The sequence below is a fragment of the Pseudomonas sp. NPDC078700 genome, assembly GCF_044542375.1.
Classification (GTDB): Bacteria; Pseudomonadota; Gammaproteobacteria; order Pseudomonadales; family Pseudomonadaceae; genus Aquipseudomonas.
In genome coordinates this window covers 1-24,135 of the sequence record NZ_JBITUI010000009.1, presented here as the reverse complement: position 1 = coordinate 24,135, position 24,135 = coordinate 1, and the positions used below count along the sequence as shown (strand labels likewise).

Here is a 24,135-nt window from a genome sequence, read left to right as displayed (position 1 = left end):
ATAAACAGGTCAGTGTTTTTTGTGAGCAGTCGGCTTGAGTAACCAAGCCGCCAGAGCAGGCAGAAGCAAAATCGCTCCGAACATATTTACCAAGAACATAAACGCCAGCAGGATGCCCATGTCGGCCTGGAACTTCAGGGTTGAGAAGGTCCAGGTTGCAATCGACAAGGTCATGGTCACAGCGGTGAATACCGACGCCGTACCGCGCTGCTTAAGCGACTCAACAAATGCATCACGCAGATCCATGTTGCGTTCATGCATTTCGTGTTTGATTCGCTCAAACAAGTAGATGCCATAGTCCACACCCACGCCCACGCCCAAGGCAACAACCGGCAAGGTATTAACCTTGACGCCAATACCGAGGAACGCCATCAGCGCGTTACACAACACCGTTACCAGTGCCAGCGGGATGATCACGCACAGGGTGATGCGCAGGGAGCGGAACATGATCAGACAAAGAATGCTCACCGAAGCGAACAGCGCAATGTTCACCAGTTTGTCACCGGCATGCACAACTTCATTGGTCGCAGCCATTACACCGACGTTGCCGGATGCCAGCTGAAACTCAATATCGTCGCTGTCATAAGCCGCTTTGAAGGCTTTGATCTTGTCCATCAGCTTGTTGATGGTGTCAGCCTGGTGATCCTTGGTGTAGATGGACACCGGAATCGCATTACAAGCCGAGTTCATGTACTCAGTACCAACGCGCGTAGCAAAGCCAACACCCTGAGCGATTTGCGGAGTTGACTCAGGTAGCACACGCCACTTCAAGTCAGTCTCGGCGTAAGCTTGAGTCACGTTGTTAACAAAGCCAGACAAGCTACGCACCGACGACACGCCATCATCTTGGCGCAGATAGAGCTCAAACTCATTGATCGGGTCGAGCACCTCACGCTTAACGCAAGGGGTTTCATCCCCCTGGGCCTTGACGATGATCTGTAGCAAATCCACACCAATAGCAAATTCGCTGGTGATCATGGCCACATCTTGGTTGTAGCGCGAATCAGCCCGCAACTCAGGCACACCCGCGCCCAGATCACCGACATGCAACTTGCGCGCTTCAATCAAGCCAAAGGCCAGCATGCAGGCGGCAATTAACAGCGCAACAGTGGCCCCGCGACGCGTTGCCAAAACCCCAAGTTTTTCCCACAGGCCAGCACCCATGGTCTCCTTGCCGCGCAGACGCTGAGCATCCCCAGCCGACAAACGCATGAACGAGAGCAGGATTGGCAGCAGCATCTTGTTGGTGATGATCATCACTGAAACGCCGAGGGTGGCAGTGATTGCCAACTCGCGAACCATTTCAATATCAACTACCGCGATCACCACGAAACCCAAGGCGTTCGCCAGCAAGGCAACCGCGCCCGGAATAAACAACTTCTGGAAGCAATTACGTGACGCCGTTACACCATCCGCGCCATGCAGTGTTTCAAGCTTCCAAGCGTTAGTCATCTGTACCGCATGGGAAACCCCGATCGAGAAAATCAGGAACGGCACCAGAATCGACATCGGGTCCAGCGTCAGCCCTACCAACGGCAACAGACCGAGCAGCCAAACGACCGGCACCACCGCACAGATAAGCGCCCAACTGGTCAGCATCAACGAGCCGGAATACCAGAACAGCAACACGGCCGTGATCAGGAATGCCACGACGAAGAACACCATAACGCCGGAGGCACCTTCAGCGATGTCACCGATCGACTTGGCAAAGCCAATGATATGGATGCTGACATCGTCGGTTTGATTTTCCTGACGTACCGCTTCCAGCTTCTTGGCCACGGTTTGCAGGTCAAGCCGCTCGCCCGTTTCCGGGTCTTTCTCTTGCAGGTTGGCAACCACCATCGCCGAGCTCAGGTCATTGGAAACAATGCGCCCTACCCAGTCAGACTTCAGCGTGCGTTCACGTACCTGAGCGATTTGTTCCGGACGACCCGCGTAATCAGACTCAACCAGATTACCGCCGGTAAAACCATCCTCAACCACTTCGGTGTAGCGCACATTAGAGGTGAACAGCGAGGTTACCGAACTGCGTTCAACGCCGTTGATGAAAAACACTTCATCAGAGACTTTGCGCAGAATGCTCATGGCCTCAGGGGTGAAAACCTCACCTTTTTTATTCTTCACCGCAACCAGGACTTTGTTCGCACCACCGAAGTCTTTTTGATACTCCAAAAAGGTCTTCATGTAATCGTGATGCAGCGGGATCATTTTGAAAAAACCCGCTTCAACCTTGAGGTTGCTTGCGCTGAAACCTAAGCCAATGGTGATTAAAATGAACAGCGCCAGCAGTGGCTTGCGCTGATGGAAAATCCAGTACGAAAGCTTACCAACGATGCCGCGAGAGAAATCCTTGCGGTCGAGGTGGTCGGCGTTTGTTGGGTTGTCTTGATTACTTTTCACGTGCTTACTCCTGACGCCCGGCATCAATAGTCATGACACCACGGTCGCCAACGGCTATAACCTCACCGGTTTTAAGCTGTATGGCCTTGGCCAGGCTTGCCTGGGTCGTTGGAAGGCGCTGGAAGTGCTGGCCTTGGTCATCACTGGCCATAATCAAGCCACTGTTACCGAAAACCAGAATGCGACCAGACTTCAGCTTAAGCGCGCCATTGAAGGCAATGGTGGTTCCGGTCTCACCTTTACTCCAAGTGTTACCTGCATCACTGGAACGCCAAATATTGCCGCGCATCCCGAACGCAATAAGATCACCAGAGGCGATTTGCACTGCGCCAAAAAAGCTTCCTTCATAGGGGCTTTCAAGACGCTGCCAGGTGACGCCTCGGTCAGCAGAAACTGCCAGGGTTCCGCTTTCGCCAACGAGTAACCAGCGGCCATCTTTGAGGCCAATGATCTGTGAAATATGGCGATCGAAATCCTCATCGATGACGCTCATACGCTCCCAGCTTGCGCCGGCATCATTGGATACAAGGTAAAGGCCGAACGCCCCCCAGGTCACCATTCGCCCCTGGCCCATCGACACAACGCCCAAGAGCGCATCGCCATTGGTATCGGCTTCAACAGAGGTCCAGGATTGGCCGCCATCTTCAGTGCGTAAAACTGCGCCGCCGTGGCCCACAGCAACACCGACTTCAGGGCTATCGAAGGCGACGCCTGTCAGGGTTCGGTTGCTTGAGGTACGGATGCTTTTCCAGGTGCTGGCCTGATCAGCAGAGAGCATGACAACACCACGCTCACCCACTGCAACCAGTTGCTTACCGCTATCCATAATGTTCAGCAGCAATACACGGCTAGGATTTATGGGGTACTCAAGTGAGGGCTTCTCTGCCCAGCACAGGCCGCTGGCCAAGGCCAGACAGAGCCCCGCCAGACATGACAAGTGGCGTAATAACAACATAAGCATAAACCTGTATAGCTAACGCACAGGCTTCCTCGAGGGAAGCCTGTGCTGTGCCGGAAAACGTCGGAAGAGTTACTTGCCCAAGCGGCGCAGTGCGTCCGGCTGGAAGTCAACGTAGCGACCCTTGGTTCCGAATTTCCACGGAGTGGATTCTTCGTTAGCCAGACCCGCCATGTAGTAACCACCGTTGCTCAGGTCATGCCAGATGTTGGCGCGATACCAAGGCACTTGGGCATCGTAGAACTGGATCATTGGGTGTACACCGATGCGCCACAGAGTACCGCGAGTATCGTATGCATCCGAGGCAACAACGGTCCAGGAATCCTCGTCGAGGTACATGGTCCGCTTGCCATAGACGTGCTTGGCATCTTTACGCAACGTGCCTTCAACGATCCAAACGCGGTGCAGTTCATAACGCATGTAGTCTGGGTTCGGTGTATTTGGAGTCAGGATGTCTTTGTACTTCACATCCTTGGAACCCAGCTTGTAATCGTTGTACGGAATGTACATTTCTTTCTTGCCGATCAGCTTCCAGTCAAAGCGATCTGGCGCACCGTTGTAACCGTCGAAGTCGTCAGTTACACGCAAGCCTTCAGTGCCGTCGTTGACGTTATCGTATGCAAGGTCCGGGGCGCGGCGAACGCGACGCTGCCCCGTGTTGTAGATCCATGCGTTACGAACTTCTTTAACCTGATCGATTGGCTCATGCACCAACTGCACGGTACCGGCCAAGGTGGCTGGCGACAGGAAACGCGCGGTGTAGTTGAGCAAGCGGTTATCAGACTGCTTGTCCATGTTGGCGTCGAATACACGCTTTTCGTTGATGCGCAGGTTGTAGTAGTCACCGCTACCGCGCACCGGGAACGAACTATAGGTGCGATCAAGACCGCCACCCAGGTAACGTACCGTGTGGTTCCAGATGGCTTCGAGGCCGCTCTTCGGAATCGGGAACGGCGTTGTCGAACCATTGAGGTTCACCAAACCGAAGCCATTGAGCTCAACATTGACCGCTTCTTGCTTGACCTTGGCTGCCACATCCGCAGGCACCATAGCTGTACGGTGAGTGGTGTACACCGGCATTTTGTAAGCGGGGTACTTAGCCAAAAGTGCCTGCATACCCGGCGTTACTTTGTCCTTGTACTGCGCCAGATTGGCTGCAGTGATCGTGAACAGCGGCTTCTCATCAGCGAAAGGGTCAACGTAACCTTGGCTCGCGCTCCAGCCAGCAGGTGGTTGCGCCAAACCGCCGGTGTAGGCCGGAATGGTGCCGTCAGCATTGCCTGCCATTTCACCGCCCAGTGGAGTCAGGTCAGCACCTAAACGAGCCGCTTCATCAGCAGTGATTTTGGCATGTGCCGTACCGCTCAGAGCGAGCAGTACAGCGGCAGTCAGTCCACCCATACGGGCAGAATTTAGTTTATTTGTCATTCACAGAACCTCTGGTTGTTCTATTTATTAGAAGCTATAGCTGTAGCTAGCCGCGTAGAAATCACGGTCATGCAGCGGGTCGTATTGAGCGCTGTTATCGAAGCTGACATAGCTCAAGTCGATTTTTTGCTGCTTGTTGTAATCCAAGCTCAAGCCGATCGATGTGGTGATTCGGCCCTCGTTGAATTGGCCATCCATCGACACGCCGTCCACATCCTGACCGAGGAAGACAAACGGTGAAGCCGTAATACTGGTGCCAAATACGTTGTTGTAATCCAGCTGACCACGCAGGCGATAACCCCATGCGAAGTCGGTTACATAACCATCGTTTTTACAGCCTTGCGGGCTGCTGTTTACCAATCCGGCAACCGGGTTGGAGCAGGTGCTGCCGCCAGCAGGAATCGATGGGTCAGAACCCAGACCGTAGATAAATCCACGGCCATAACGACGATCGCCCTCACCTTGCGGCACGTTGTTCCACTGGAAGCCAACCTCACCTACAACAGTCAGGTTTTGTGCACCCAGTACGTTCGGGTAAAGGTTCACGCCATTAATCTGGAACTGGGTTTTCTCGTAGCGATCCCAGCCTTCGGTCATGGGTGCGCCTTGGCCCAAGACGATCTGCTGCAATTCACCCAATGGGCCTACGCCGCCTAAGGCACCGTTAAGCAAATCGGCACCGTTTAGTTGTACCGGTTGGTTTGGCGAGTAGCTCAACTCACTGCCGACCGACCAGCCACCAATTGCAGTGGTAAAGCTTGCACCGAACAAACGAATGTCTTCTGGGTATTCCCAAGCAGGACCTGGTGTCTGGCCGTTGGCACCGACAACAATTGAGTTGGCACCGTCAAACTGTTTGGGCGAACCTGGATTACCGTTACGCACGCTTAAGTACGGAGTACGTGAGTGATAATTCATGTAATAAAGGCCGACTTCGCCGTCCAGCGCGTCTACCGGGACGCGGAATGACACACCCCACTGGCCGCTGTCGCTTGGCTTGTCACCTTTATATTGAGGTACATAACGGCCGCTGTTGATACGATCATCGGAAGTACCGGGCCCGCCCGCCAATAACACGCCCACATCGCAGTCGCCGAACGATTGACCGATGTTGCTCTCAGTCACCGACCAGTAATGGCCGCAACCTTCGACTGCAGTGCTTTCATATTTGAGTTGGTAGAAGGCTTCCATCGAAATGCCCGCAGGCAGGCCAATGTTGACGTAACCCATCCACAATGGAATCAAGGCTTCTTTAAGCTCAGTCCCAGGACGGCGAAGGGCTGGCACATCGAGCGGGTTGATCTGGTTGATGCCTTGGATGTAAAGGCTCTCACCCCAGTTCACAACCTGACGGCCAAGACGCGCTTGTACCGGGGTGTCATCAAAATAAAAGGTGTTGTAGACGTAGGAGTCGAGCAGGTACAGGCCTTTGAATTTTTGCAGGTCGCTGTAGCCATCGTCATCCAGTGGCTTCTTTTGATAGCCATTGGAGATGTTGCCGTAATTCACATCTTCGTGGTCGAGGGTGTAGTCGTACCAACCCTTAACGCGGATAAAACCACCCATGTCGCCATTGCGCATCGACAAATCAGTGACGAACTTGCCGATGGTGGAGAAACGATCACCCTTGTCATAGTTCAGGTTGCCGGCGTCCACAGGACCGCCAGTACCACCTGATTTACCGACAGTGGCACCGTTGAATGAGTTGTAGAGAGCACTGTCTTGGTCTTCGGCGCGCCATTGCGTACCAACAGAAAGCGTGGTGTTCCACTGGCCTTCCCAGCCGTTTTCGGTCTGAAAGGAAATAGCATTAGCAGAACCAGCACTGGCACAGGCGACCGCGATTGAAAGCGGCTTTAACAAGGTACAGAGTTTGATCTTATTGTTGGGCATTGGCGACCTCCGGGTGCGCTCTTACCCTCGACACGTCATGCGAATCGGGGATGAGCATTTTTGTTGTTGCCAACATTATGCGGAACAGCCCTACGAATTATTTGTCATGTCATGACAGCTTTTTGTCATTAGGCGCCAGGCATAAGGCGCAATACCCAATACCCGATGAGAGGCGAGATTGCTTTCCAAATAGAACTTATTGGTCGCGTTTTGACTCGTGATTTCGCCCAACCTTGTCCCGCTCAACACATAAAGGGCGAACCAAAAATCAGCGAATAAAGACGCATACACTGCAGACCTGCCAAGTCCGCAACTCGACAGTAAATACCGCGAGAAGCACTCAACAATCTTTTGATTAGTTGGGCAAAGCATCGCGCTAAATCGCAGCAAATAGTGGCGTTAAGCTGCCACAGGGCCCATAGTCTTGAACATCGACTGACAGCTATTTTCCCCATGACTGCACTAATACGAATTACCTCGCTCACAGGCTTCCCTGAACTCGTTCGCGACCTCGGAGGTGAACCAAATGAAATGCTCAAGCGCTTCAACATTGATCCTCATCTGCTAGAGAACATTTCTGCGGTTATTTCCTATCGCTCGATGATTAATCTGCTGGAATATTCAGCTGAACATCTAAAGTGTGCGGATTTCGGCCTGCAACTCGCTGAACGGCAAAGCATGATGATTCTTGGGCCACTTGCGGTAATCGCTCAGAACTCATCAACTGTTGGCGGGGCACTGCATGAGATCGCAAAATTCCTCCACGTTTACACCCCGGGAATCTTGCTTGAACTCGATACCAAGACCGACCCTGCACGCCCGCAGTTGCTCTTGGAAGTTCATCTGGCCGGCCTAACCCGGCTGAAGCAAATCACCGAACTGTCTCTGGGCGTTGCTCACAAGACCCTGCAAATGCTTTATGGCAGCACCTTTAAAGCTGAATCATTGATGATGCGCACCACTACAACCTTGCCACAAGCTCGTTATCAGCGCTTCTTTGGCGCGCACGTCTACTTTGGCCAGGCCTGTAATGCACTGGTTTTACGACCGGAACATTTAGCTAAGGTTATTGATCAGCACAACCAAGAGCTGTGCGACACACTGCTTGAGTACGTCAGCACGATCAGCGAAGCCAACCCGCTGGATATCTGCAACCAAGTTGAACAACTGATACTGCGCCTACTGCCAACACAACGCTGCAGCCTGCCCTTGATTGCCGAACGGCTGGGCATGCGCGAACGCTCACTGCAGCGACGGTTGTCAGATCGCGACATCTTATTTGAAGACCTAGTCGACAAAACCCGAATGGAGCTGGCGGACCGCTACTTGATGGAAGCACAAATGCCCATGGCACAGGTAGCAGGCTTACTGGGTTATGCCGAGCAGAGTTCGTTTAATCGCGCCTGCAAACGCTGGCATGCCACGTCGCCCAAAAAGCGACGTAAGCAGTTGCGCGAAACCGAGCTATAGCGACGCTTCAGTTTTGTTTAGTGGCAAGCATAGCCACCATCTACAACCATCTCGGTGCCGGTGACATAGACAGAATCATCGCTGGCAAGAAACACCACCGCACCAGCCACTTCATCTGGCTTACCGAGGCGTTTGACCGGGATTTCCTGCATTAGACGCGCTTGGAATTCCTGTCCGGCTTCTTCGCCAATAACCTGCGTGGCACCGGCCACCAACGGCGTTTCAATGTAACCAGGGTGCAAGCTATTTACCCGGATTGGGTAACCTTTGGCTGCGCAATGCAGTGCAACTGACTTGGACAGAAAGCGCACACCCGCTTTAGAGGTGCTGTACGAAAGTGCCGCAGGCTCACCGCACATGGCCGTAATCGATGACATATTGATGATCGAGCCACCCTTAGCCTTCATCAACGGCAATGACTGTTGGCAACCAATGAACACGCTGCGCAGATTCACATCCATGGTGCGATCAAAGTCGCTCAATGTGCAGTCTTCAATACTGCCCGGAATAACCATACCGGCGTTATTGATCAACACATCGAGATGCTGTTCGTTGTCACGAATCACATTCAAAACGCGGGTCCAGTCTTCTTCGCTGGTGACATTGTGGGTATTGAAAATCACATTCAAACCTTGCTCACGCAACTGCGCTTCGGCACGTTGCCCGGCCTCAGTGTTGATATCGGTGAAATACACTTTGGCACCTTCACCTGCAAGACGGCGAGTAAAAGCCAGGCCCATGCCAGAAGCACCACCGGTCACTAGAACGATCTTATTTTCTAAACGCATTTTTGACTCCTAACGTGGATCGCCACAGAGAGATTTAACAGGCGCATCCGTGATTAACCTGCATCTTTGCGCCTCTGACAATGTTTAAGCTGGGCATTTCGCGCCGCCAACTTGACATTTAGCGTCACCCCAAAACACCCTATAAAACTGGCGTTAAATGACAAAAAATAAGCCTCTAATGACAATTATGACCCGATGCTTAAGACCAATATCCGGGAGTAATCGCACCTGCCCCACCGGCGATAATCCAAATTCGCCGCAGCAAAATAGCGCCTGAGTCAGGGAATTGAGCGGATCAACAGGTGCAATAAAACAACATTCATTAATGCATCCGGTGGTGCCTTTAGGCCCTTGGATCGAACAGGAGCTGCCATGAAAGCCGCCTTAGTCATCGACAAAAAACTCAGCATTGAAGACATCGCAGAACCCATACCAGCCGCCCATGAAATGCTTGTCAGTTCGTTGGTTTGCGGCATTTGTGGCACTGACCTGCATTGCGTTCACGCTGCCAAAGAAATGGGCGACGCCAGCGTACGCGCACTGGGTAAAGCCATTGTCGATGCAAGCAGGCCCATTTCTCTTGGCCACGAGTTCTGCGCTGAAGTGCTGGAACCGGTCAAGGGCGATCCTCGTTTCAAAACTGGCGACAGAGTTGTCGCACTGCCGTTTCTGGCACGCGAGGACGGCATGATCTTTATTGGTTCAGCACCCACTCATATTCCCGGTGGCTTTTCCCAACGAATGGCCATCGACAGCCGCATGACCTTCGCCGTACCGAATGGTTTAAGCAGTGAAATGGCCGCTCTGACCGAACCCATGGCCGTGGCGCTGCATGCGGTTAATCAGGCCAAGGTGACTCAGCGCGATGTGCCCCTTGTAGTGGGTTGCGGGCCTATCGGCTTGGCGATTATCGCGGTGCTGAAAATGCGCGGCATTCAGCCAATCGTTGCTGCCGATTTCTCTGCTGGCCGCTTGGCGCAAGCGAAAAAGCTCGGCGCTGATGTGGTGGTTGATCCGCGTCAGCAGTCCCCTTACGAGGCTTGGGAACAAGCCGCCAAGACCGAAGATGCAGAACTCTTTGGTGCCATCTCGCCAATGCTTGGCGGGGCTGGCCGTCGACCCTCGGTGATTTTTGAATGTGTAGGCGTGCCCGGCATGATCCAGCAAGTGATGGCTGGCGCAGTCTATGGCGCACGCATCATGGTTGTGGGCCTGTGCATGCAGGCTGACCAGATTGAACCGGTATTCCCAGTGATGAAAGAGCTGAATGTGGGCTTTGCCAGCTTCTACTCAGGCGAAGAGTTTGTTCAAACCCTGCACCACTTGGCTGAAGGCGAGCTCGACGCCAATGCAATGATCACTGACGACCTGCCGCTCTCACAAATCACTCATGCCTTTGAGCAACTTGCGACGCCGCAGGACCAAATCAAAATCATGATTCGTCCAAACCTTTAATTATTCAAGGCTGTGACGTGCGGGTGACACCTACATCACCCGCCTCAGGATGTGCGACAACGCGGCGCGAATGACCAGCGTTATCCAGAGCGTTCATGGTGTATGAAAAAGCGTCATACACCCTGGCTCGGACAAAGAACACTCAGCCCAATAAATGCCGGACGCGACACATTTACCTAGAACAGGCGTAATGCTGAAACGGGTTTATTGGCAATACAGATCCTGCGCGATAGCGCTTTGGCGACAAGCGAAAGACACAACGAATGTTGTATCGCTTGCACCCTTTACAGCAGAGGCGGGTTTCAGCGGCTACTTAGCACTTGGGCGATACTGACGTTGTAAGCGGGGGGCTGCTTTGCTTGGACATCGGCTTTGATAAGCCAAGCGCTGCTCAAAAATACGGCGACAAGCGACAGTGCAATTAGGCGATTGCTCATAGTATGGATCTCCCCTCATAGGGATTTACTTGTTATTGAACTCAATAATCGCACCCCTCACAGCGCACTAATTGTCATTAGCTGTCAGGAAATTGTCATCTTGCGACAGCTACGGCGCCATCCATCAGCCATCAAACCCTTGGATTTCAGACACAGGCTGTGAAATTTTGAAATTTCCCAACCCATGCAAGCGCTTAGCCTTAAAATGGCAGGCAAATTTTAAACCGTCGTGACTTATGATCCCTGCTGCGCTCAACACGCTCAACGCCCAACTGACTGAAGCTCTAACCGCTGCGCCAACGCAAACGCAGCGCCTATTCCATGGCCGTGGCCGTCTTTGGCCAGGCCTTGAGCACGTCACGGCTGATTGGCTCCAAGGGGTGTTATTGGTTTCATTGTTCCGTGAACCCGAAGCAGTACAACTCGAAGCACTCAAGCACATGTTGGTAGCCTTAACCCAGTCATCCGCCTGGCAGGCCAGCCAAGCGCAAACGCTGATGTTGCAGCACCGCTACTTGCCAGACAGCAGCATGGAAGTACTCCATGGCGAACGGGTCGATGAGTGCGTAATCAGTGAGGACGGCCTGCGCTATCTTCTCGACCTTGGTAAAAAACAAAACAACGGTTTGTTTCTCGACATGCGTTACGGCCGTCAATGGGTGCGCGAGCATGCTCAAGGGAAACGGGTGTTGAACCTGTTTGCCTACACCTGCGGTTTCTCCCTGGCGGCAATTGCCGGTGGTGCTGAGCACGTAGTGAATCTGGATATGGCCCGTGCGGCTTTGAGCCGAGGACGCGACAACCACCGCTTGAACCAGCACGACATGAGCCGGGTGAGTTTCCTGGGCCACGAACTGTTCAAGTCATGGGGCAAGGTAAGCAAACTCGGCCCTTATGACTTGATCATTATTGACCCGCCATCATTTCAAAAAGGCAGCTTTGCTTTGAGCAAAGATTACCAACGGATCATCCGTCGTTTGCCTGCATTACTGACCGAGCAAGGCGTGGTCTTGGCCTGCGTCAATGACCCTGATGTGGGCCCGCAGTTTCTGATTGAGGGCATGGCCAATGATGCGCCAAGCTTGCAGTTCGAGCAGCGTTTAGAAAACCCACCGGAATTTGCCGACATCGACCCTGACAGCGGCTTGAAGGCATTGGTTTTCACCCGTAAGTCGTATGGTGGATGACGTTTTCCCCTCCACCATCAGCGACACTAAAACCTGTGTTTTGTGCGTGAACTTTTCCGCCTGAAATATCCTCGACACGCTTCAGCTTAATCACCCTGCAGTTATTTATTAGAGCTGCCAGCAAATCCCGCCTGAAGCTCGGTCGCACCTGCTTCATCTGCCGTCACAAGTTGATTACGACCTTGTTGCTTGCCGTAATACAAGCGCCGATCAGCACAACGATAAAGTCGATCAAGGCTATGTCCATCGCTTGGCCACTCAGCCACCCCGAAGGTGGCCGAGAGTGGAATTTCGTGATCGCCGTAGTGTAATGGCGAGTTGACGAGTTGCTGGCGTAAGTCCTCAATTAAGGGTTTGGCGCCATTGAGGTCGGTATTGCGCAGCAACAGGCCAAACTCCTCACCGCCTAATCGGCCCATGCTGTCAGTGACCCGCAAACGCTGCAAAATCGATGTACACAGGTGTTTAAGCGCTAGGTCACCGGCTACATGGCCCCACTGATCATTGACCTGTTTAAAGTGATCGACATCTAAAATCACCAAGACGAAAGATAACTTACTGCGCTCAGATTCTTGAGTACTGCGCTCCAGCGCCTGCTGAAAACAGCCACGACTTTCGACACCTGTTAAAGCATCGGTCTGGGCCAGCCGCTCCAGTTGCCGATAGGCTTGAGCACGCAAGGTTTCATAAATGTGCACAAAGATAATAATCAGCAGCCCGCAGAGCATTGCGTTGCCTAGATCGATCAGGCCGCCAGCATTCAAGCTGTAGCGGTGCTGTTGAAAGTACAGCAGTGTCGACACCAGCATAAAAGGTACCGAGACAAAAAAGCCCCGCACCCGGCCCAGCAACAGGTAGCTAAGCAATGGAATCATATAGACCCAGACAAAGGCGGACGCCGATGCATCAGGCATGACAATGATGTAAACCAAGAAAGACGAAGTCGGCAATACGTATACGTACACCCAAGGGGTCAAGTGGCGCACATAAATAATATGCCAGCCACCAACCACAAGCAGCACCGAAGCACAGACTTCGAATAGGGCAAACAGATGGTTACCCGCAAGGAATTGCAACAGTGCAAAACCCATTAAGGTGATGCCCGTCGCGACCAGAATGACGCGCATCATTCTGCGCTTGCTAGCGTCTTCGATACCCGAAGCCAATAGCTCGTTTTTTAGAGGGTTCTGGGAGGGCACCAGTGACATCCGTTTATCCTGACCGTTTGGCTAAGTTAATCAACTAATAGCACTGTGTGTACTGGGTAACATGCGCCCTGAGCACTTAGCTTCCTGCACGTCACGCCCCCTTATTAAAGAGCAAAGCGCGCATCTGTCCAACTCGCACACAAACGCCGGGCCTCGGCATGACGCTGAGGCCCGGTGCAGGATCACTACAAATTAAACGGCGTAGCCCAGTACTCGCGGTAGCCAGAGGGCAATTTCCGGGAATACCGCCACCAACACCAGCGCACAGCCCATCACCAACACGAATAACAGCGCCCAACCGACCGTTTGCTCAAGCCGTATCTTGGCGACCTCGGCAGTTACCATCAGGTTGATCGCAACGGGAGGCGTGAACTGACCGATCGCAATATTCATCGCCAGCAAAATACCGAACCAAACCGGATTCCAACCAAAGTGCTGCATCACAGGAATCAGGATTGGCATCAAGATCAGGTAGATCGATATTGCATCAAGCAACATCCCCGCAAGCAATACTGCAACCATCACCAGTATTAGCAACACCGTGCTGTTGTCTGAAAGTGAGATCAACCATTCAGCCAAGTGGCGAAAGGTGCCGAGCATCGTGCCCGCCCAGGCAAAAATCCCCGCCAACGCGATAATCAGCATCACCACGCCAGAGATCATCGCCGCTTCGCCACAGAGTTTCCACAGGCTGCGCAGGTCAAGATCACGGGTGATAAACAAACCGATTGCAACGCCATAAGCCACACCGACAACCGCCGCTTCAGTCGGGGTAAACAGGCCGCTCCGCAGGCCGCCGAGAATAATCACTGGCGCAAATAGCGCTGGCAATGCTTGCTTGAAGCTTGCCCATTTTTCCGGGCGCTCAGTACTCTCAGGTGATTCCCAACCGTAATGGCGTGACAGCAACCAAGCGGGCAACAACAGCACAAGACCGGAAATGATCCCCGGGAACAAGCCCGCCGCAAACAATGCACGCAGGTCCACCCCAGGCACCACGATGGAATACAGGATCAAGGCAATCGAGGGCGGGATTAGAATCGCAGTCGAAGCCGAGGCCGCAATCAGGGTCGCCGAGAAGGGTTTCGGATAACCCGCCTTAGTCATACTCGGCAGCATTACCATTGCCACCGCAGCGGCGTCCGCCGGGCCAGAACCGCTCATGCCGCCCATGATCAAGCAAACCAAAATCGCCACCAGCGCCAGACCACCATGGCGAGGGCCGATAAGTGCTTGGGCAAAACGGACCAACCGCAGTGCAACACCGGCTTTTTCGAAGACCAGGCCGGTTAAGATAAACAGCGGGATCGCAATCAACGGGTATTTGGCGACCCCGTTATAGGTGTTGGTGCCAAGGGTCGCCAGCATATCGGGCGACAGGCCGACAATAATCCCAATTGCGCCAGAAAGGCCTAAGGCAAATGCAACCGGAACCCCCAGTACCAGCAGGCCGATAAAACTAACAATCAACCACAGATCAGGGCTCATCGCTGAGTCTCCCACGCAGTCGATCAAGGGTCATCTGAGTCAACCGCACTGCCATCAACAGCGCTAAGACTGGCAGCCAAACAACATACCACCAGTTGGGCAAGCCCAAACCTGGCGATTCAGAATCCCACTGGTATTCCTCCAGGGCAAATTGACCGCCGTACCAGACAATCAAGCCCAGCACTGCGACTGCAGCCAGCCACTGCAAAAGTATCAGCGGCGTGCGCAGGCGCGGAAACATCCGCTCGAGCATACCAATACGGATATGCCTGTTACGCCGTAGTGCGGCCGAAGCACCGGCGAATGTCAGGATTACCAGCAAGAACACCGAAAACTCTTCAGTGAAGGCAAAGGATGCGTTGGTGAAATAGCGCACCACCACGTTCGCCAGGCTGATCACACTGATGATCACCAGCGCCAGCGTCGCCAGCGCACGCTCCAGGCGTGCGTCCGGTTGTTTATTCATATACACCTCAGAAACACCCGCAAACCGGAAGGCCTGCGGGTCACACGGGATCAGGGTTTAGCGATAGCGTCTTCAGCAGCTTTCATTAATGCTGGGCCGATTTTCGGTGCCCAGTTTTGCTTGACGCTTTTGGTCGCCTCAACAAATGCGCTGCGTTCGGCATCCGTCAGTTCAACAACTTCAACGCCGCGCGAGCGAATGTCAGCCAAGCGTTGCTCCTGCTGACCACGGGACAACTCGGTTTCCCACTTGCCAGCATCCAAGGCAGCTTGGCGCAGCAGTTCGCGATCAGCTTCAGGAATGCCTTTCCAGACGCGTTGATTAACGGCAAAGATCAGTGGGTCAGCCATGTAGTGCCATAGCGTCAGGTACTTTTGGCCAACCTGATCAACCCGCGCTACGTCGAACACCGAGACCGGGTTTTCCTGGCCATCAACCGCGCCTGTGGTTAACGCCGGTTTGGCATCGGACCAACTCATTTGCGTCGGGTTAGCACCCAATGCGCTGAAGGTGTCCTGGAATAACGGTGAACCCACCACACGGATTTTCAGACCGGCCAGATCAGCCGGTGTGTGTAACGGTTTGACCGAGTTGGACAGTTCACGAAAGCCGTTCTCCCCCCAAGCCAACGGCATGATGCCGCGCTTTTCAATGGCAGTGAACGCTAACTTGCCGGCCTCACCTTGAGTAATTGCATCGAGGTCAGCGTTGTCCTTCATCAGGAACGGCACGGAAAACAGATTGAGTTCTGGCACCTGTGGCGACCAGTTGATGGTCGAGCCAACCGCCATATCAATCAGCCCGGATCGCATTGCCGAAAACTCTTTGGTCTGGTCGCCTGCAACCAGTTGAGCATTCGGATAAACCCTCAGGGTGATGCGTCCTTCAGAGCGTTCTTTGACCAAGTCCGCCCATTTCTGTGCAGCTTGCCCCCATGGAAAGGCATCCGAGAGGACGGTTGAAACTGAGTATTCACGAGCCTGTGCAGTCATCGCAACAGACAAAGCAGCGGCAGTCGCCAATAGCGTAAAGCAACGAGGAAATTTCATCGGGCATCCTTGATGTGGATCGATATCGTTTTATTATTTAGGGCGCGAGGCTCGATCACAGTACTCAAAACCGTGTTCGGCAGATCCAGCGGCGAACGGATGGGTCGCCTGAGGGTGCCGGGTTGGCACCAAGTGTACGTATAGACCGCCCAATTAACCTTGTGAGTCGTGGGGTGATCCGCTAGCGGCTAGCGCATAGGGGGCTAACTATCTCAAATGCCTGCACAAAGCGCCATTATCAAAAGGCATGATGCGCAGGCTTTGGACAATCGGACGCGGGGCTGGCCATAATCGCTGGATTGTTTGATCAGGATGCTGCCGGCAATGACTATTTCCCGCGAAGACCTCGACCACGATGGCCTAATCGTCGGCGTTTCACCCGAGCGCTTTCGGGCAGTGGCCATGCCGCTGTTGTTTGATCACCTTAATGCGCAATGCGAAGGCACCATCGCAGTGAACCGCCAGGCGCGGATTGTGTGGATAAACGACAAGTACGCGCAAAAGGTCGGCATCAGCGATGCACGCAGTGTTCTAGGCAAGGAAATCGAGGCCGTCTTGCCCGCCAGCAGGCTGCGCGAAGTGGTAGAAAGTGGCCAGCCAAGCATGCTCGATCTAATGGCATTCGGCGATGAGCACTTTGTGGTCACGCGAATTCCACTGTGCGATGAAGACGGCACTCTGGTCGGCGCACTGGGCTTTGTATTGTTTGATCGCGCCCGGCATTTAAAACCGCTGATGGCCAAATACAACATTCTGCAAAACCAGTTGCTCGCCACTCAACACGAACTGGCAAAAGCCCGACGAGCACGCTACACCATTGCCGGTTTTATTGGCACGAGCCACGCAGCTAGTGAAGTTAAACGCCAAGCCAGACGCGCGGCTCAACTCGATGCAACGGTGTTGTTGCGCGGCGAAACCGGCACCGGCAAAGAACTCCTCGCACAAGGTATCCACAATCTCTCGCCACGGGCCAATGGTGCCTTTGTCGCGGTCAATGTCGCAGCGATTCCGGAAACCCTGGTCGAAGCGGAGTTATTTGGCACAGCGCCGGGCGCGTACACCGGTGCAGACCGCAAAGCCCGGATAGGCAAGTTCGAGCTGGCCGATGGCGGTACCCTGTTTCTCGATGAGATCGGTGATTTACCCCTGCCCTTGCAAGCTAAATTACTGCGTGTACTGCAAGAGCAGGAAGTCGAGCCGCTGGGCTCAAATCAGGTTAGACCCTTGAATGTGCGGGTTATCGCCGCTACCCATATCGACCTTGAAGCCAAGGTCGCCAGCGGCCATTTTCGGGATGACCTGTACTATCGCCTCAATGTGCTGAGCTTGAATGTAGCGCCGCTGCGTGAACGCAGAGAAGACATCCCGGCATTAATCGAGCATCTGCTAGATGACATTGCCAACCGCTCTGGCCAACCACCTATGGAACTTACAGATGAAGCCCTGCAGCTACTCACAGGGCAACAGTGGTCAGGCAACGTACGTGAGTTGCGCAACTTGCTTGAACGCGTACAGCTTACGGCAGACGGTACACTGCTCGATGCACAACTGATTCAGCCGCTGCTCAGTTCACACCCAATAACCGCACCCATAGCCTCCAAGGTTGCGCCACTTGAGGACAAGCCGATACCTCTGGCTCAGAGCCTTGCCCATGCGGAACGCCAAGCATTGCAGACGGCCTTGAATATCTGCGCCGGCAACCGCAGGCAAACAGCAATCCACTTGGGCATTTCCCGCGCGAGCCTATACAACAAGCTGCAACAGCATGGTTTGGCTCAACGGTAAAGGTTGTTCAGTACCGGGCGCCATACCCGTCTAAAAATATGGACACTTCACTGGATAATCTTTCCTTGACTCGAGACATGTCCATTTTTATGGACATGCAAACACACATTATCCTCAGGCTACTGCCCGGTCGAATAGCGTTGCGCACCCACCAAAGGCCCGGAATAGATAGCTTCAGCCCAAATACAACTAAAGTCTGAAACAACTTGGCACATGTTTCGCTCTAACCTCACTTCAGCAAGGCAAATGTAGGCTGTGCGTCTGCCTGACTCTGATGCACAGACTTGAACGGCCCGCCACTTAGAGCGGTGCCTAAAACAACAACAAAAAGGAAGGACCTATGGGTACCCTTGGTATTCTGATTTCTCTCGCACTGTTGATGTACCTCGCGTATCGCGGCATCAACGTACTGATTCTCGCCCCATTGCTCGCCCTGTTGGCCCTATTGTTTTCCGGCGAAGCGAGCATGCTGCTGCCGACCTACACACAGATCTTCATGAAGGCCATGGGCGGCTATGTCATTCAGTTCTTCCCGCTATTTTTGCTTGGGGCGCTATTTGGCAAGTTAATGGACGACTCCGGCTCCGCCCGGGCGATTGCCCACGGCATTGTCACCAAAGTCGGCAGTGAGCGTGCAATCCTGGCCATTGTGCTGGCCTGCGGCATCCTCACCTACGGGGGTGTTTCCTTGTTCGTGGTGGCATTTGCGGTGTACCCGATTGGCGCAGCGCTGTTTCGCCAAGCCGGTATTCCCAAGCGCTTGATCCCGGGCGCAATTGCCCTTGGCGCATTCACCTTTACCATGACTGCACTGCCGGGCACTCCGGCGATTCAGAACGCCATTCCCAATCCGTTTTTCGGCACTGATGCATTTGCGGCACCGGGACTGGGGATTATTGCTGGCCTGATCATGTTTGGTTTAGGCACCTGGTGGCTGACATCTCAAGCACGCAAACTCAAAGCAGCAGGCGAAGGCTATGGCGAACATCAGGACGATCCAGTCCTCGAAGAGCATGCTTACACGCCCGGCTTCTGGTTGGCACTGCTACCTATTTTGCTGGTCATTGGCCTGAACTTCTTAATGGCCAAGCAAGTTCTGCCGAACATCGATGCCAGCTACTTGGCCAAACCTGAGTTTGGCGGCCTGTCCGATGCTAAATCCCTGATTGGTATCTGGGCGATTATTGTCGCCTTGGCGGTCGCTGTTCTGCTGCTGATCCTGATTCACTGGAAGCGTTGGATGGACCTCAAGAAAACCGTCAATGAAGGCTCATTCGGTTCCATGCTGCCAATTTTAAACACCGCAGCGGAGGTAGGTTACGGTACGGTTATCGCCTCACTTGCAGGCTTTGTGGTCATCCGCGATCTGGTCCTGGGCGTCTCGGACAACCCGCTTATTTCTGAGGCCGTGGCGGTGAATATTCTCGCCGGTATCACCGGCTCCGCTTCAGGCGGTATGTCGATCGCCCTGAAGACTTTGGGTGATCAATATATGACCCTGGCCACCAGCGCCGGCATCAGCCCAGAGCTTTTGCACCGTGTCGCCGCCATGGCCTCAGGCTGCATGGATACCCTGCCGCATAACGGCGCAGTTATCTCCTTGCTGGCAATCTGTAAGCTCACACATCGCGAGTCTTACAAGTATATCTTCGTCAACACAGTAGCCTTCCCAATGCTAGCGCTAGCGGTGGTAATCACCCTTGGCACCCTGTTCGGCAGCTTCTAAGCCACAGCCATGCCGGGTCGTTTGGCCCAGCATGGCGGTTTCATTACTGCCCTGAGTCTTAATTAGTTTTTTGAGTACTGGCCATGAGTAAAGTCATGAGCGCAGCCGCTGCTGTGGCGCGCATAACCGATAACAGCAATATCGCCACTGGCGGTTTCGTCGGTATCGGCTTCGCTGAAGAAATTGCCATCGCCCTTGAGCAGCGTTTCGAGCGTGAACAAAGTCCTCGCGATATAACGTTGGTGTATGCCGCCGGCCAAGGTGACGGCAAGCAACGCGGGCTTAATCACCTAGCCCATGAAGGTCTGGTGCGCCGTGTTATCGGGGGGCACTGGGGCTTAGTGCCAGGCTTGCAGAAGCTCGCGGTGGAAAACCGCATCGAAGCTTACAACTTACCCCAAGGCGTGATCTCACAGCTGTTTCGCGACATCGCGGCGGGCAAGCCTGGGCAACTGTCGAAGGTTGGCTTGGGCACATTTGTCGACCCCGACTTTGGCGGCGGCAAACTTAATCAGCGCACGCAGACTGATCTGGTGCGCAAGATGCCAATCGATGGCCAGGACTACTTGTTTTACCCGACCTTTCCCATTGATGTCGGTATCGTCCGTGCAACCAGCGCCGACACCGACGGCAACCTAAGTTTTGAGCGCGAAGCCCTGACCATCGAAAGCCTGGCCATTGCCATGGCAGCACACAACAGTGGCGGCATGGTAATAGCTCAGGTCGAGCGTATTGTGGAACGAGGCACCCTGAATCCGCGCGAGGTGAAGATCCCCGGGATTCTGGTGGATTGCATCGTCGTTGCGCAGCCGGAAAACCATCAACAAACCTTTGCCACCGCCTATAACCCGGCCTTTGCCGCCGAAACCCGCGTGCCCTTCGACAGCCTCAGGCCTATGCCGCTGGAAGTCCGCAAGCTAATCGCCCGACGCGCCGCCATGGAGCTCAAATCCGGTGCGGTGGTGAACCTGGGCATCGGTATGCCTGAAGGTGTCGCAGCGGTCGCAGCTGAAGAAGGCATGACTGACATGCTCACCCTCACCGCTGAACCTGGAGTGATTGGTGGCGTACCTGCATCCGGGCTTGATTTCGGCGCGGCAAGTAACCACAGCGCACTCATCGACCAACCCTACCAGTTCGACTTCTACGACGGCGGCGGCCTTGATCTGGCCGTGCTCGGGCTGGCCCAGGCCGATGTCGAAGGCAACCTCAATGTTTCCAAGTTCGGCAGTCGTTTGGCGGGCGCCGGTGGTTTCATCAATATCAGCCAAAATGCTAAACGCGTGGTGTTTATCGGCACCTTCAGTGCAGGCAAGCAGGACATCCAGATTGTCGATGGCCAGTTGAAGATCAATCAGGACGGCGATATGTGCAAATTCGTCGAACAGGTTGAGCATCGCACCTTCGCCGGGAAACTTGCCGCCCAGCGCCAGCAACCTGTGCTCTACGTCACCGAGCGATGTGTATTCGAACTGACAACAGAAGGCTTGGAGCTCATCGAGATTGCACCGGGAGTCGACCTACAGCGCGACATATTGCAGCGTATGGCGTTTGCCCCCATTGTGCGGGAACCGCGGCTGATGGATGCCAGGCTGTTTAGCGAGAGCGCCATGGGCCTTAAAGCCACATTGAGCTAGCGGATATACGCGCACAAAAAACCGCACATAAGGTGCGGTTCTTGGAGGTGTTATCGCAGCAATTAACGCTTGGCGATAATCCACACGGCGTGGACGATGCCCGGGATATAACCGCATAAGGTTAAAAGTATATTCAACCAAAAAGCGCCACCCAATCCCACTTGTAGAAACACACCCAGCGGCGGCAACAAGATAGCGATCAAAATTCGGATCAAGTCCATTGAAAAACTCCTTTGCGAAAACCCAGCATTGGGTACGCAAATTTTGACTCGCTATGCCCCTGACAGTTCAGCCTATTTACTCACAGGGCTTGCGCCGAGCCCTGTGAGTAACCGGTAAAACAAGGGTTTGGATTCACTCACCTCTTCAAGCGACTTTCATCATCGCGTTGTTTTTGAGGTTCAATCAGCTGATTTTTGAGTCGATCAATAACAGCAACGACACCCATAATTTTGTCATGAATAGTCGGCGTCCTGGGTGGAGGGTTTTGGCTTTTCACCGGCAGGCCCAACGGCACTGAAACCGCCAATGCAAATAACAACTCCGATTGCGCCTCGTAGAGCGCTTCGGATTCAAGCTGCAGTGATGGGTCGTATAGATCAAATTGAGCGAGGCTGTAGGTCTTCATAGTGTTCTCCTTAGGCGCGAGATACGCCGTCACTGGAGGCAGCAAACGAAAAAACAGCAAGGGCCCTAGCGTAAACAGGACCCGCGGATTAAGTATCCGCACCATTGATGACGCTTTTACTGCACAGTCTACCGATTTGAGTCTGGAATCAACCTTTGCGGCATACGACTGTCAACCTTAAGCGACTATAGTTTTACCTCAGCGTTAAAACTGTGTTTCCCCTTATCAGCAGAGAGAGTATCTATGAGCAAGCAATACACCGTTGCCGTCTTGGTCGGCAGCCTGCGCAAAGCCTCAATCAACCGCAAGCTCGCATTGGCCCTGGCTGATTTGGCTCCTGAGTCACTCAAACTCAATATCGTTGAAATCGGCAATTTACCGCTGTACAACGAAGATATTGACGTTGACCCGGCTCCCGATGCTTACACAGAGTTTCGCAATGAGGTGAAAGCCGCTGATGCCCTGCTATTTGTGACCCCTGAGTACAATCGCTCAGTGCCCGCCCCCATGAAAAACGCCATCGATGTAGGCTCGCGTCCCTATGGCCAGAGTGCTTTTGGCGACAAACCAGGGGCCGTATTGAGCGCATCACCGGGCGCTGTGGGTGGCTTCGGCGCTAACCATCACCTGCGCCAGTCACTGGTGTTTCTTAACGTGCCGGTCATGCAGCAACCTGAGGCCTACTTAGGCGGCGCCGGTAACTTCTTCGATGAAAACGGCACTGTCAGCGAAAGCGTCAAACCTTTCCTGCAGAAGTTTATCGATACTTACGCAAAATGGGTTGAGCAGCACTACAAAGCCTGAGGCAGGGTCAACAAAGATAGGCCGCAGTAACACTGCTGTGGCGCTATCTATGATGCGCAGGGATGGGTTGTACAAAAATACAGACCCCAGAAAAAAGAAAACCCCGCTTTAAAAGCGAGGTTCATGCAGACTGTTTCCGATCTTCCATAATCTGCTTGCCATCCTGGCAGGCAATCCATCGTATCCATGATAGTAATTCGCGCTTCCTGCGCTACGTCCACACCACATAAGTTACGCGATAGCGGTTGCAGTAAATAGTGGCAAAAGATGACGCGCAACGTAAGCATTTACTTACACGCACTCAACCAAGCGTTCGCTTGGCTTGCTTTTTGGCGGGATTTTGCTCACATTCATCTTGTCCTACAAAAACAATAAAGCTGCCAAAACATGCCGACTTCGAGTTTGAAGATTATTTTCCTAACCGCGCTATCTAGCTTGGCTTGCACCACCAGCCTGGCAAACCCGACCGGGGGACAAAAGCAAACAGCTGACCTCAAGGACGCCGAACAATTGGTCTGGGAAAGCCTGTACGCAGGTGGCGGCTCGACACTCTATTGCGGCCAGCCATTCAGCCAGCAAAGCGGCTTGTATACGGTGAGCCAGATCTATAACGGCAAACAACTCAAGCGCGCGCTGCGCTGTAGCACCGACAACCAATGTGCCGTGGTAAACCCGCGCTACCCCTACATGAAAGCCGATCTCCACAACCTGTACCCGGCATTAACCCGCGCAGAGTTAGTACGACGCAATGCCCAGTTCGGTGACTTGGATGACAGCGCAGCCAATAAACTCGCTGACATAGGCTGTCAGATGCAAGCCACCTTTCAACTGGTGGAACCCCGTGATGATGCCAAAGGCAACATTGCCCGGGCGATTTTCTATATGGCCAGCGAATACGATTTGCCAATCATTGGCTCAGTGCAGATGTACAAACAATGGAACCAGATAGACCCGCCCGATACCGCCGAAAAAGCCCGCAATGACAAAATTGCCGAACTGCAGGGCATACGCAATCAATTCATCGACAATCCATCGCTGGCTGAACGCATCAGCAATAACTAATCCAGCACCAAATAAAATCTATGGTCACCCCATTTTTTGCAATACTGATTAACGGGTGAAATAGTTGGCTTGCTTAAATCTATCCGGCGTCCAATTGGGGCTAGCCCCGCGCCACGATGAGAGTCGCGCCTGACGATCCTTAAAAACCCGTCGGCTTCTGAAGCCGATTTATATGTCAGGATCCTCGTCAGGCCGGTAGGCCGTTCATTTCATCTGTTGTTCAGCTATCGCAAAACCTGAAAGGTGAATCGTGGTACAGCAACAAC

Annotated in this window: 20 protein-coding genes; 8 read left to right on the top strand and 12 right to left on the bottom strand. The window is 53.6% G+C overall.

The features are described 5' to 3' along the window. Positions 1–9: 9 nt before the first annotated feature. From ACIGCM_RS22450 to ACIGCM_RS22435, 4 genes are all read right to left on the bottom strand, one after another. Complete coding sequence (locus ACIGCM_RS22450) at positions 10–2,400, bottom strand: RND family transporter (RefSeq protein WP_397504288.1); 2,391 nt, start codon at positions 2,398–2,400, stop codon at positions 10–12. 4 nt (positions 2,401–2,404) lie between these two features. Beyond that, positions 2,405–3,355: a WD40/YVTN/BNR-like repeat-containing protein gene (locus ACIGCM_RS22445; protein ID WP_397504287.1), complete on the bottom strand. Its 951-nt coding sequence runs from the start codon at positions 3,353–3,355 to the stop codon at positions 2,405–2,407. Between the two features lie 75 nt (positions 3,356–3,430). After that, positions 3,431–4,786 carry a DUF1329 domain-containing protein gene (locus ACIGCM_RS22440; RefSeq protein ID WP_397504286.1) on the bottom strand — a complete coding sequence of 452 codons (1,356 nt, stop codon included), beginning with the start codon at positions 4,784–4,786 and terminating at the stop codon, positions 3,431–3,433. A gap of 27 nt (positions 4,787–4,813) precedes the next feature. Continuing rightward, complete coding sequence (locus ACIGCM_RS22435; RefSeq protein WP_397504285.1) at positions 4,814–6,679, bottom strand: DUF1302 domain-containing protein; 1,866 nt, start codon at positions 6,677–6,679, stop codon at positions 4,814–4,816. A gap of 453 nt (positions 6,680–7,132) precedes the next feature. Here ACIGCM_RS22435 and ACIGCM_RS22430 point away from each other — a divergent pair, with 453 nt between their 5' ends. Further along, positions 7,133–8,149, top strand: a complete 1,017-nt coding sequence (locus ACIGCM_RS22430; protein ID WP_397504284.1) for an AraC family transcriptional regulator ligand-binding domain-containing protein — start codon at positions 7,133–7,135, stop codon at positions 8,147–8,149. A gap of 17 nt (positions 8,150–8,166) precedes the next feature. Here ACIGCM_RS22430 and ACIGCM_RS22425 read toward each other — a convergent pair whose 3' ends face one another. Then, positions 8,167–8,937 carry a glucose 1-dehydrogenase gene (locus ACIGCM_RS22425; RefSeq protein WP_397504283.1) on the bottom strand — a complete coding sequence of 257 codons (771 nt, stop codon included), beginning with the start codon at positions 8,935–8,937 and terminating at the stop codon, positions 8,167–8,169. 372 nt (positions 8,938–9,309) lie between these two features. Here ACIGCM_RS22425 and ACIGCM_RS22420 point away from each other — a divergent pair, with 372 nt between their 5' ends. After that, positions 9,310–10,392 carry a zinc-binding dehydrogenase gene (locus ACIGCM_RS22420; RefSeq protein WP_397504282.1) on the top strand — a complete coding sequence of 361 codons (1,083 nt, stop codon included), beginning with the start codon at positions 9,310–9,312 and terminating at the stop codon, positions 10,390–10,392. Positions 10,393–10,694: 302 nt separating this feature from the next. Here ACIGCM_RS22420 and ACIGCM_RS22415 read toward each other — a convergent pair whose 3' ends face one another. Then, on the bottom strand, positions 10,695–10,829 hold the full coding sequence (locus ACIGCM_RS22415; RefSeq protein WP_397504281.1) for a hypothetical protein: 135 nt from the start codon (positions 10,827–10,829) through the stop codon (positions 10,695–10,697). A gap of 236 nt (positions 10,830–11,065) precedes the next feature. Between ACIGCM_RS22415 and ACIGCM_RS22410 the strand changes: the two genes are divergently transcribed. Continuing rightward, positions 11,066–12,016 carry a class I SAM-dependent methyltransferase gene (locus ACIGCM_RS22410; RefSeq protein ID WP_397504280.1) on the top strand — a complete coding sequence of 317 codons (951 nt, stop codon included), beginning with the start codon at positions 11,066–11,068 and terminating at the stop codon, positions 12,014–12,016. Positions 12,017–12,117: 101 nt separating this feature from the next. Here ACIGCM_RS22410 and ACIGCM_RS22405 read toward each other — a convergent pair whose 3' ends face one another. The 4 genes from ACIGCM_RS22405 to ACIGCM_RS22390 form a co-directional block, all read right to left on the bottom strand. Then, positions 12,118–13,224: a GGDEF domain-containing protein gene (locus tag ACIGCM_RS22405; protein ID WP_397504279.1), complete on the bottom strand. Its 1,107-nt coding sequence runs from the start codon at positions 13,222–13,224 to the stop codon at positions 12,118–12,120. A 192-nt stretch (positions 13,225–13,416) separates the two neighbouring features. Further along, complete coding sequence (locus ACIGCM_RS22400) at positions 13,417–14,712, bottom strand: TRAP transporter large permease (protein WP_397504278.1); 1,296 nt, start codon at positions 14,710–14,712, stop codon at positions 13,417–13,419. Further along, a complete protein-coding gene (locus tag ACIGCM_RS22395; RefSeq protein ID WP_397504277.1) occupies positions 14,702–15,178 on the bottom strand; it encodes a TRAP transporter small permease in 477 nt (158 codons plus the stop codon). The genes ACIGCM_RS22400 and ACIGCM_RS22395 overlap by 11 nt, the downstream gene beginning before the upstream one ends. A gap of 50 nt (positions 15,179–15,228) precedes the next feature. Further along, on the bottom strand, positions 15,229–16,227 hold the full coding sequence (locus ACIGCM_RS22390) for a DctP family TRAP transporter solute-binding subunit (protein WP_397504276.1): 999 nt from the start codon (positions 16,225–16,227) through the stop codon (positions 15,229–15,231). 324 nt (positions 16,228–16,551) lie between these two features. Here ACIGCM_RS22390 and ACIGCM_RS22385 point away from each other — a divergent pair, with 324 nt between their 5' ends. From ACIGCM_RS22385 to ACIGCM_RS22375, 3 genes are all read left to right on the top strand, one after another. Beyond that, entirely contained in the window at positions 16,552–18,012 is a 1,461-nt protein-coding gene (locus ACIGCM_RS22385) for a sigma-54 interaction domain-containing protein (RefSeq protein WP_397504275.1), read from the top strand. 340 nt (positions 18,013–18,352) lie between these two features. After that, positions 18,353–19,738, top strand: coding sequence for a GntP family permease (locus ACIGCM_RS22380; protein WP_397504274.1), 1,386 nt, complete (start codon positions 18,353–18,355; stop codon positions 19,736–19,738). A gap of 83 nt (positions 19,739–19,821) precedes the next feature. Continuing rightward, a complete protein-coding gene (locus ACIGCM_RS22375) occupies positions 19,822–21,375 on the top strand; it encodes an acyl CoA:acetate/3-ketoacid CoA transferase (protein ID WP_397504273.1) in 1,554 nt (517 codons plus the stop codon). Positions 21,376–21,437: 62 nt separating this feature from the next. Here the strand turns inward: ACIGCM_RS22375 and ACIGCM_RS22370 are convergent, their stop codons facing one another. Beyond that, a complete protein-coding gene (locus tag ACIGCM_RS22370; RefSeq protein WP_010485985.1) occupies positions 21,438–21,596 on the bottom strand; it encodes a YqaE/Pmp3 family membrane protein in 159 nt (52 codons plus the stop codon). Positions 21,597–21,733: 137 nt separating this feature from the next. Next, the gene (locus ACIGCM_RS22365) at positions 21,734–22,003 is read right to left on the bottom strand and encodes a hypothetical protein (RefSeq protein WP_397504272.1); all 270 of its coding nucleotides are present in this window, start codon (positions 22,001–22,003) and stop codon (positions 21,734–21,736) included. Positions 22,004–22,246: 243 nt separating this feature from the next. On the opposite strand from ACIGCM_RS22365, the gene ACIGCM_RS22360 reads away from it, so the two are divergent. Next, a complete protein-coding gene (locus ACIGCM_RS22360; RefSeq protein ID WP_397504271.1) occupies positions 22,247–22,807 on the top strand; it encodes an NADPH-dependent FMN reductase in 561 nt (186 codons plus the stop codon). A 387-nt stretch (positions 22,808–23,194) separates the two neighbouring features. Continuing rightward, on the top strand, positions 23,195–23,869 hold the full coding sequence (locus ACIGCM_RS22355) for an endonuclease (RefSeq protein ID WP_397504270.1): 675 nt from the start codon (positions 23,195–23,197) through the stop codon (positions 23,867–23,869). The last annotated feature ends 266 nt before the right edge of the window (positions 23,870–24,135 follow it).

Coding starts and splice junctions, on each gene's coding strand:
- ACIGCM_RS22445 (WP_397504287.1), bottom strand. CDS start 3,355: ATGTTGTTATTACGCCACTTGTCATGTCTGGCGGGGCTCTGTCTGGCC.
- ACIGCM_RS22440 (WP_397504286.1), bottom strand. CDS start 4,786: ATGACAAATAAACTAAATTCTGCCCGTATGGGTGGACTGACTGCCGCT.
- ACIGCM_RS22435 (WP_397504285.1), bottom strand. CDS start 6,679: ATGCCCAACAATAAGATCAAACTCTGTACCTTGTTAAAGCCGCTTTCA.
- ACIGCM_RS22430 (WP_397504284.1), top strand. CDS start 7,133: ATGACTGCACTAATACGAATTACCTCGCTCACAGGCTTCCCTGAACTC.
- ACIGCM_RS22425 (WP_397504283.1), bottom strand. CDS start 8,937: ATGCGTTTAGAAAATAAGATCGTTCTAGTGACCGGTGGTGCTTCTGGC.
- ACIGCM_RS22420 (WP_397504282.1), top strand. CDS start 9,310: ATGAAAGCCGCCTTAGTCATCGACAAAAAACTCAGCATTGAAGACATC.
- ACIGCM_RS22415 (WP_397504281.1), bottom strand. CDS start 10,829: ATGAGCAATCGCCTAATTGCACTGTCGCTTGTCGCCGTATTTTTGAGC.
- ACIGCM_RS22410 (WP_397504280.1), top strand. CDS start 11,066: ATGATCCCTGCTGCGCTCAACACGCTCAACGCCCAACTGACTGAAGCT.
- ACIGCM_RS22405 (WP_397504279.1), bottom strand. CDS start 13,224: ATGTCACTGGTGCCCTCCCAGAACCCTCTAAAAAACGAGCTATTGGCT.
- ACIGCM_RS22400 (WP_397504278.1), bottom strand. CDS start 14,712: ATGAGCCCTGATCTGTGGTTGATTGTTAGTTTTATCGGCCTGCTGGTA.
- ACIGCM_RS22395 (WP_397504277.1), bottom strand. CDS start 15,178: ATGAATAAACAACCGGACGCACGCCTGGAGCGTGCGCTGGCGACGCTG.
- ACIGCM_RS22390 (WP_397504276.1), bottom strand. CDS start 16,227: ATGAAATTTCCTCGTTGCTTTACGCTATTGGCGACTGCCGCTGCTTTG.
- ACIGCM_RS22385 (WP_397504275.1), top strand. CDS start 16,552: ATGACTATTTCCCGCGAAGACCTCGACCACGATGGCCTAATCGTCGGC.
- ACIGCM_RS22380 (WP_397504274.1), top strand. CDS start 18,353: ATGGGTACCCTTGGTATTCTGATTTCTCTCGCACTGTTGATGTACCTC.
- ACIGCM_RS22375 (WP_397504273.1), top strand. CDS start 19,822: ATGAGTAAAGTCATGAGCGCAGCCGCTGCTGTGGCGCGCATAACCGAT.
- ACIGCM_RS22370 (WP_010485985.1), bottom strand. CDS start 21,596: ATGGACTTGATCCGAATTTTGATCGCTATCTTGTTGCCGCCGCTGGGT.
- ACIGCM_RS22365 (WP_397504272.1), bottom strand. CDS start 22,003: ATGAAGACCTACAGCCTCGCTCAATTTGATCTATACGACCCATCACTG.
- ACIGCM_RS22360 (WP_397504271.1), top strand. CDS start 22,247: ATGAGCAAGCAATACACCGTTGCCGTCTTGGTCGGCAGCCTGCGCAAA.
- ACIGCM_RS22355 (WP_397504270.1), top strand. CDS start 23,195: ATGCCGACTTCGAGTTTGAAGATTATTTTCCTAACCGCGCTATCTAGC.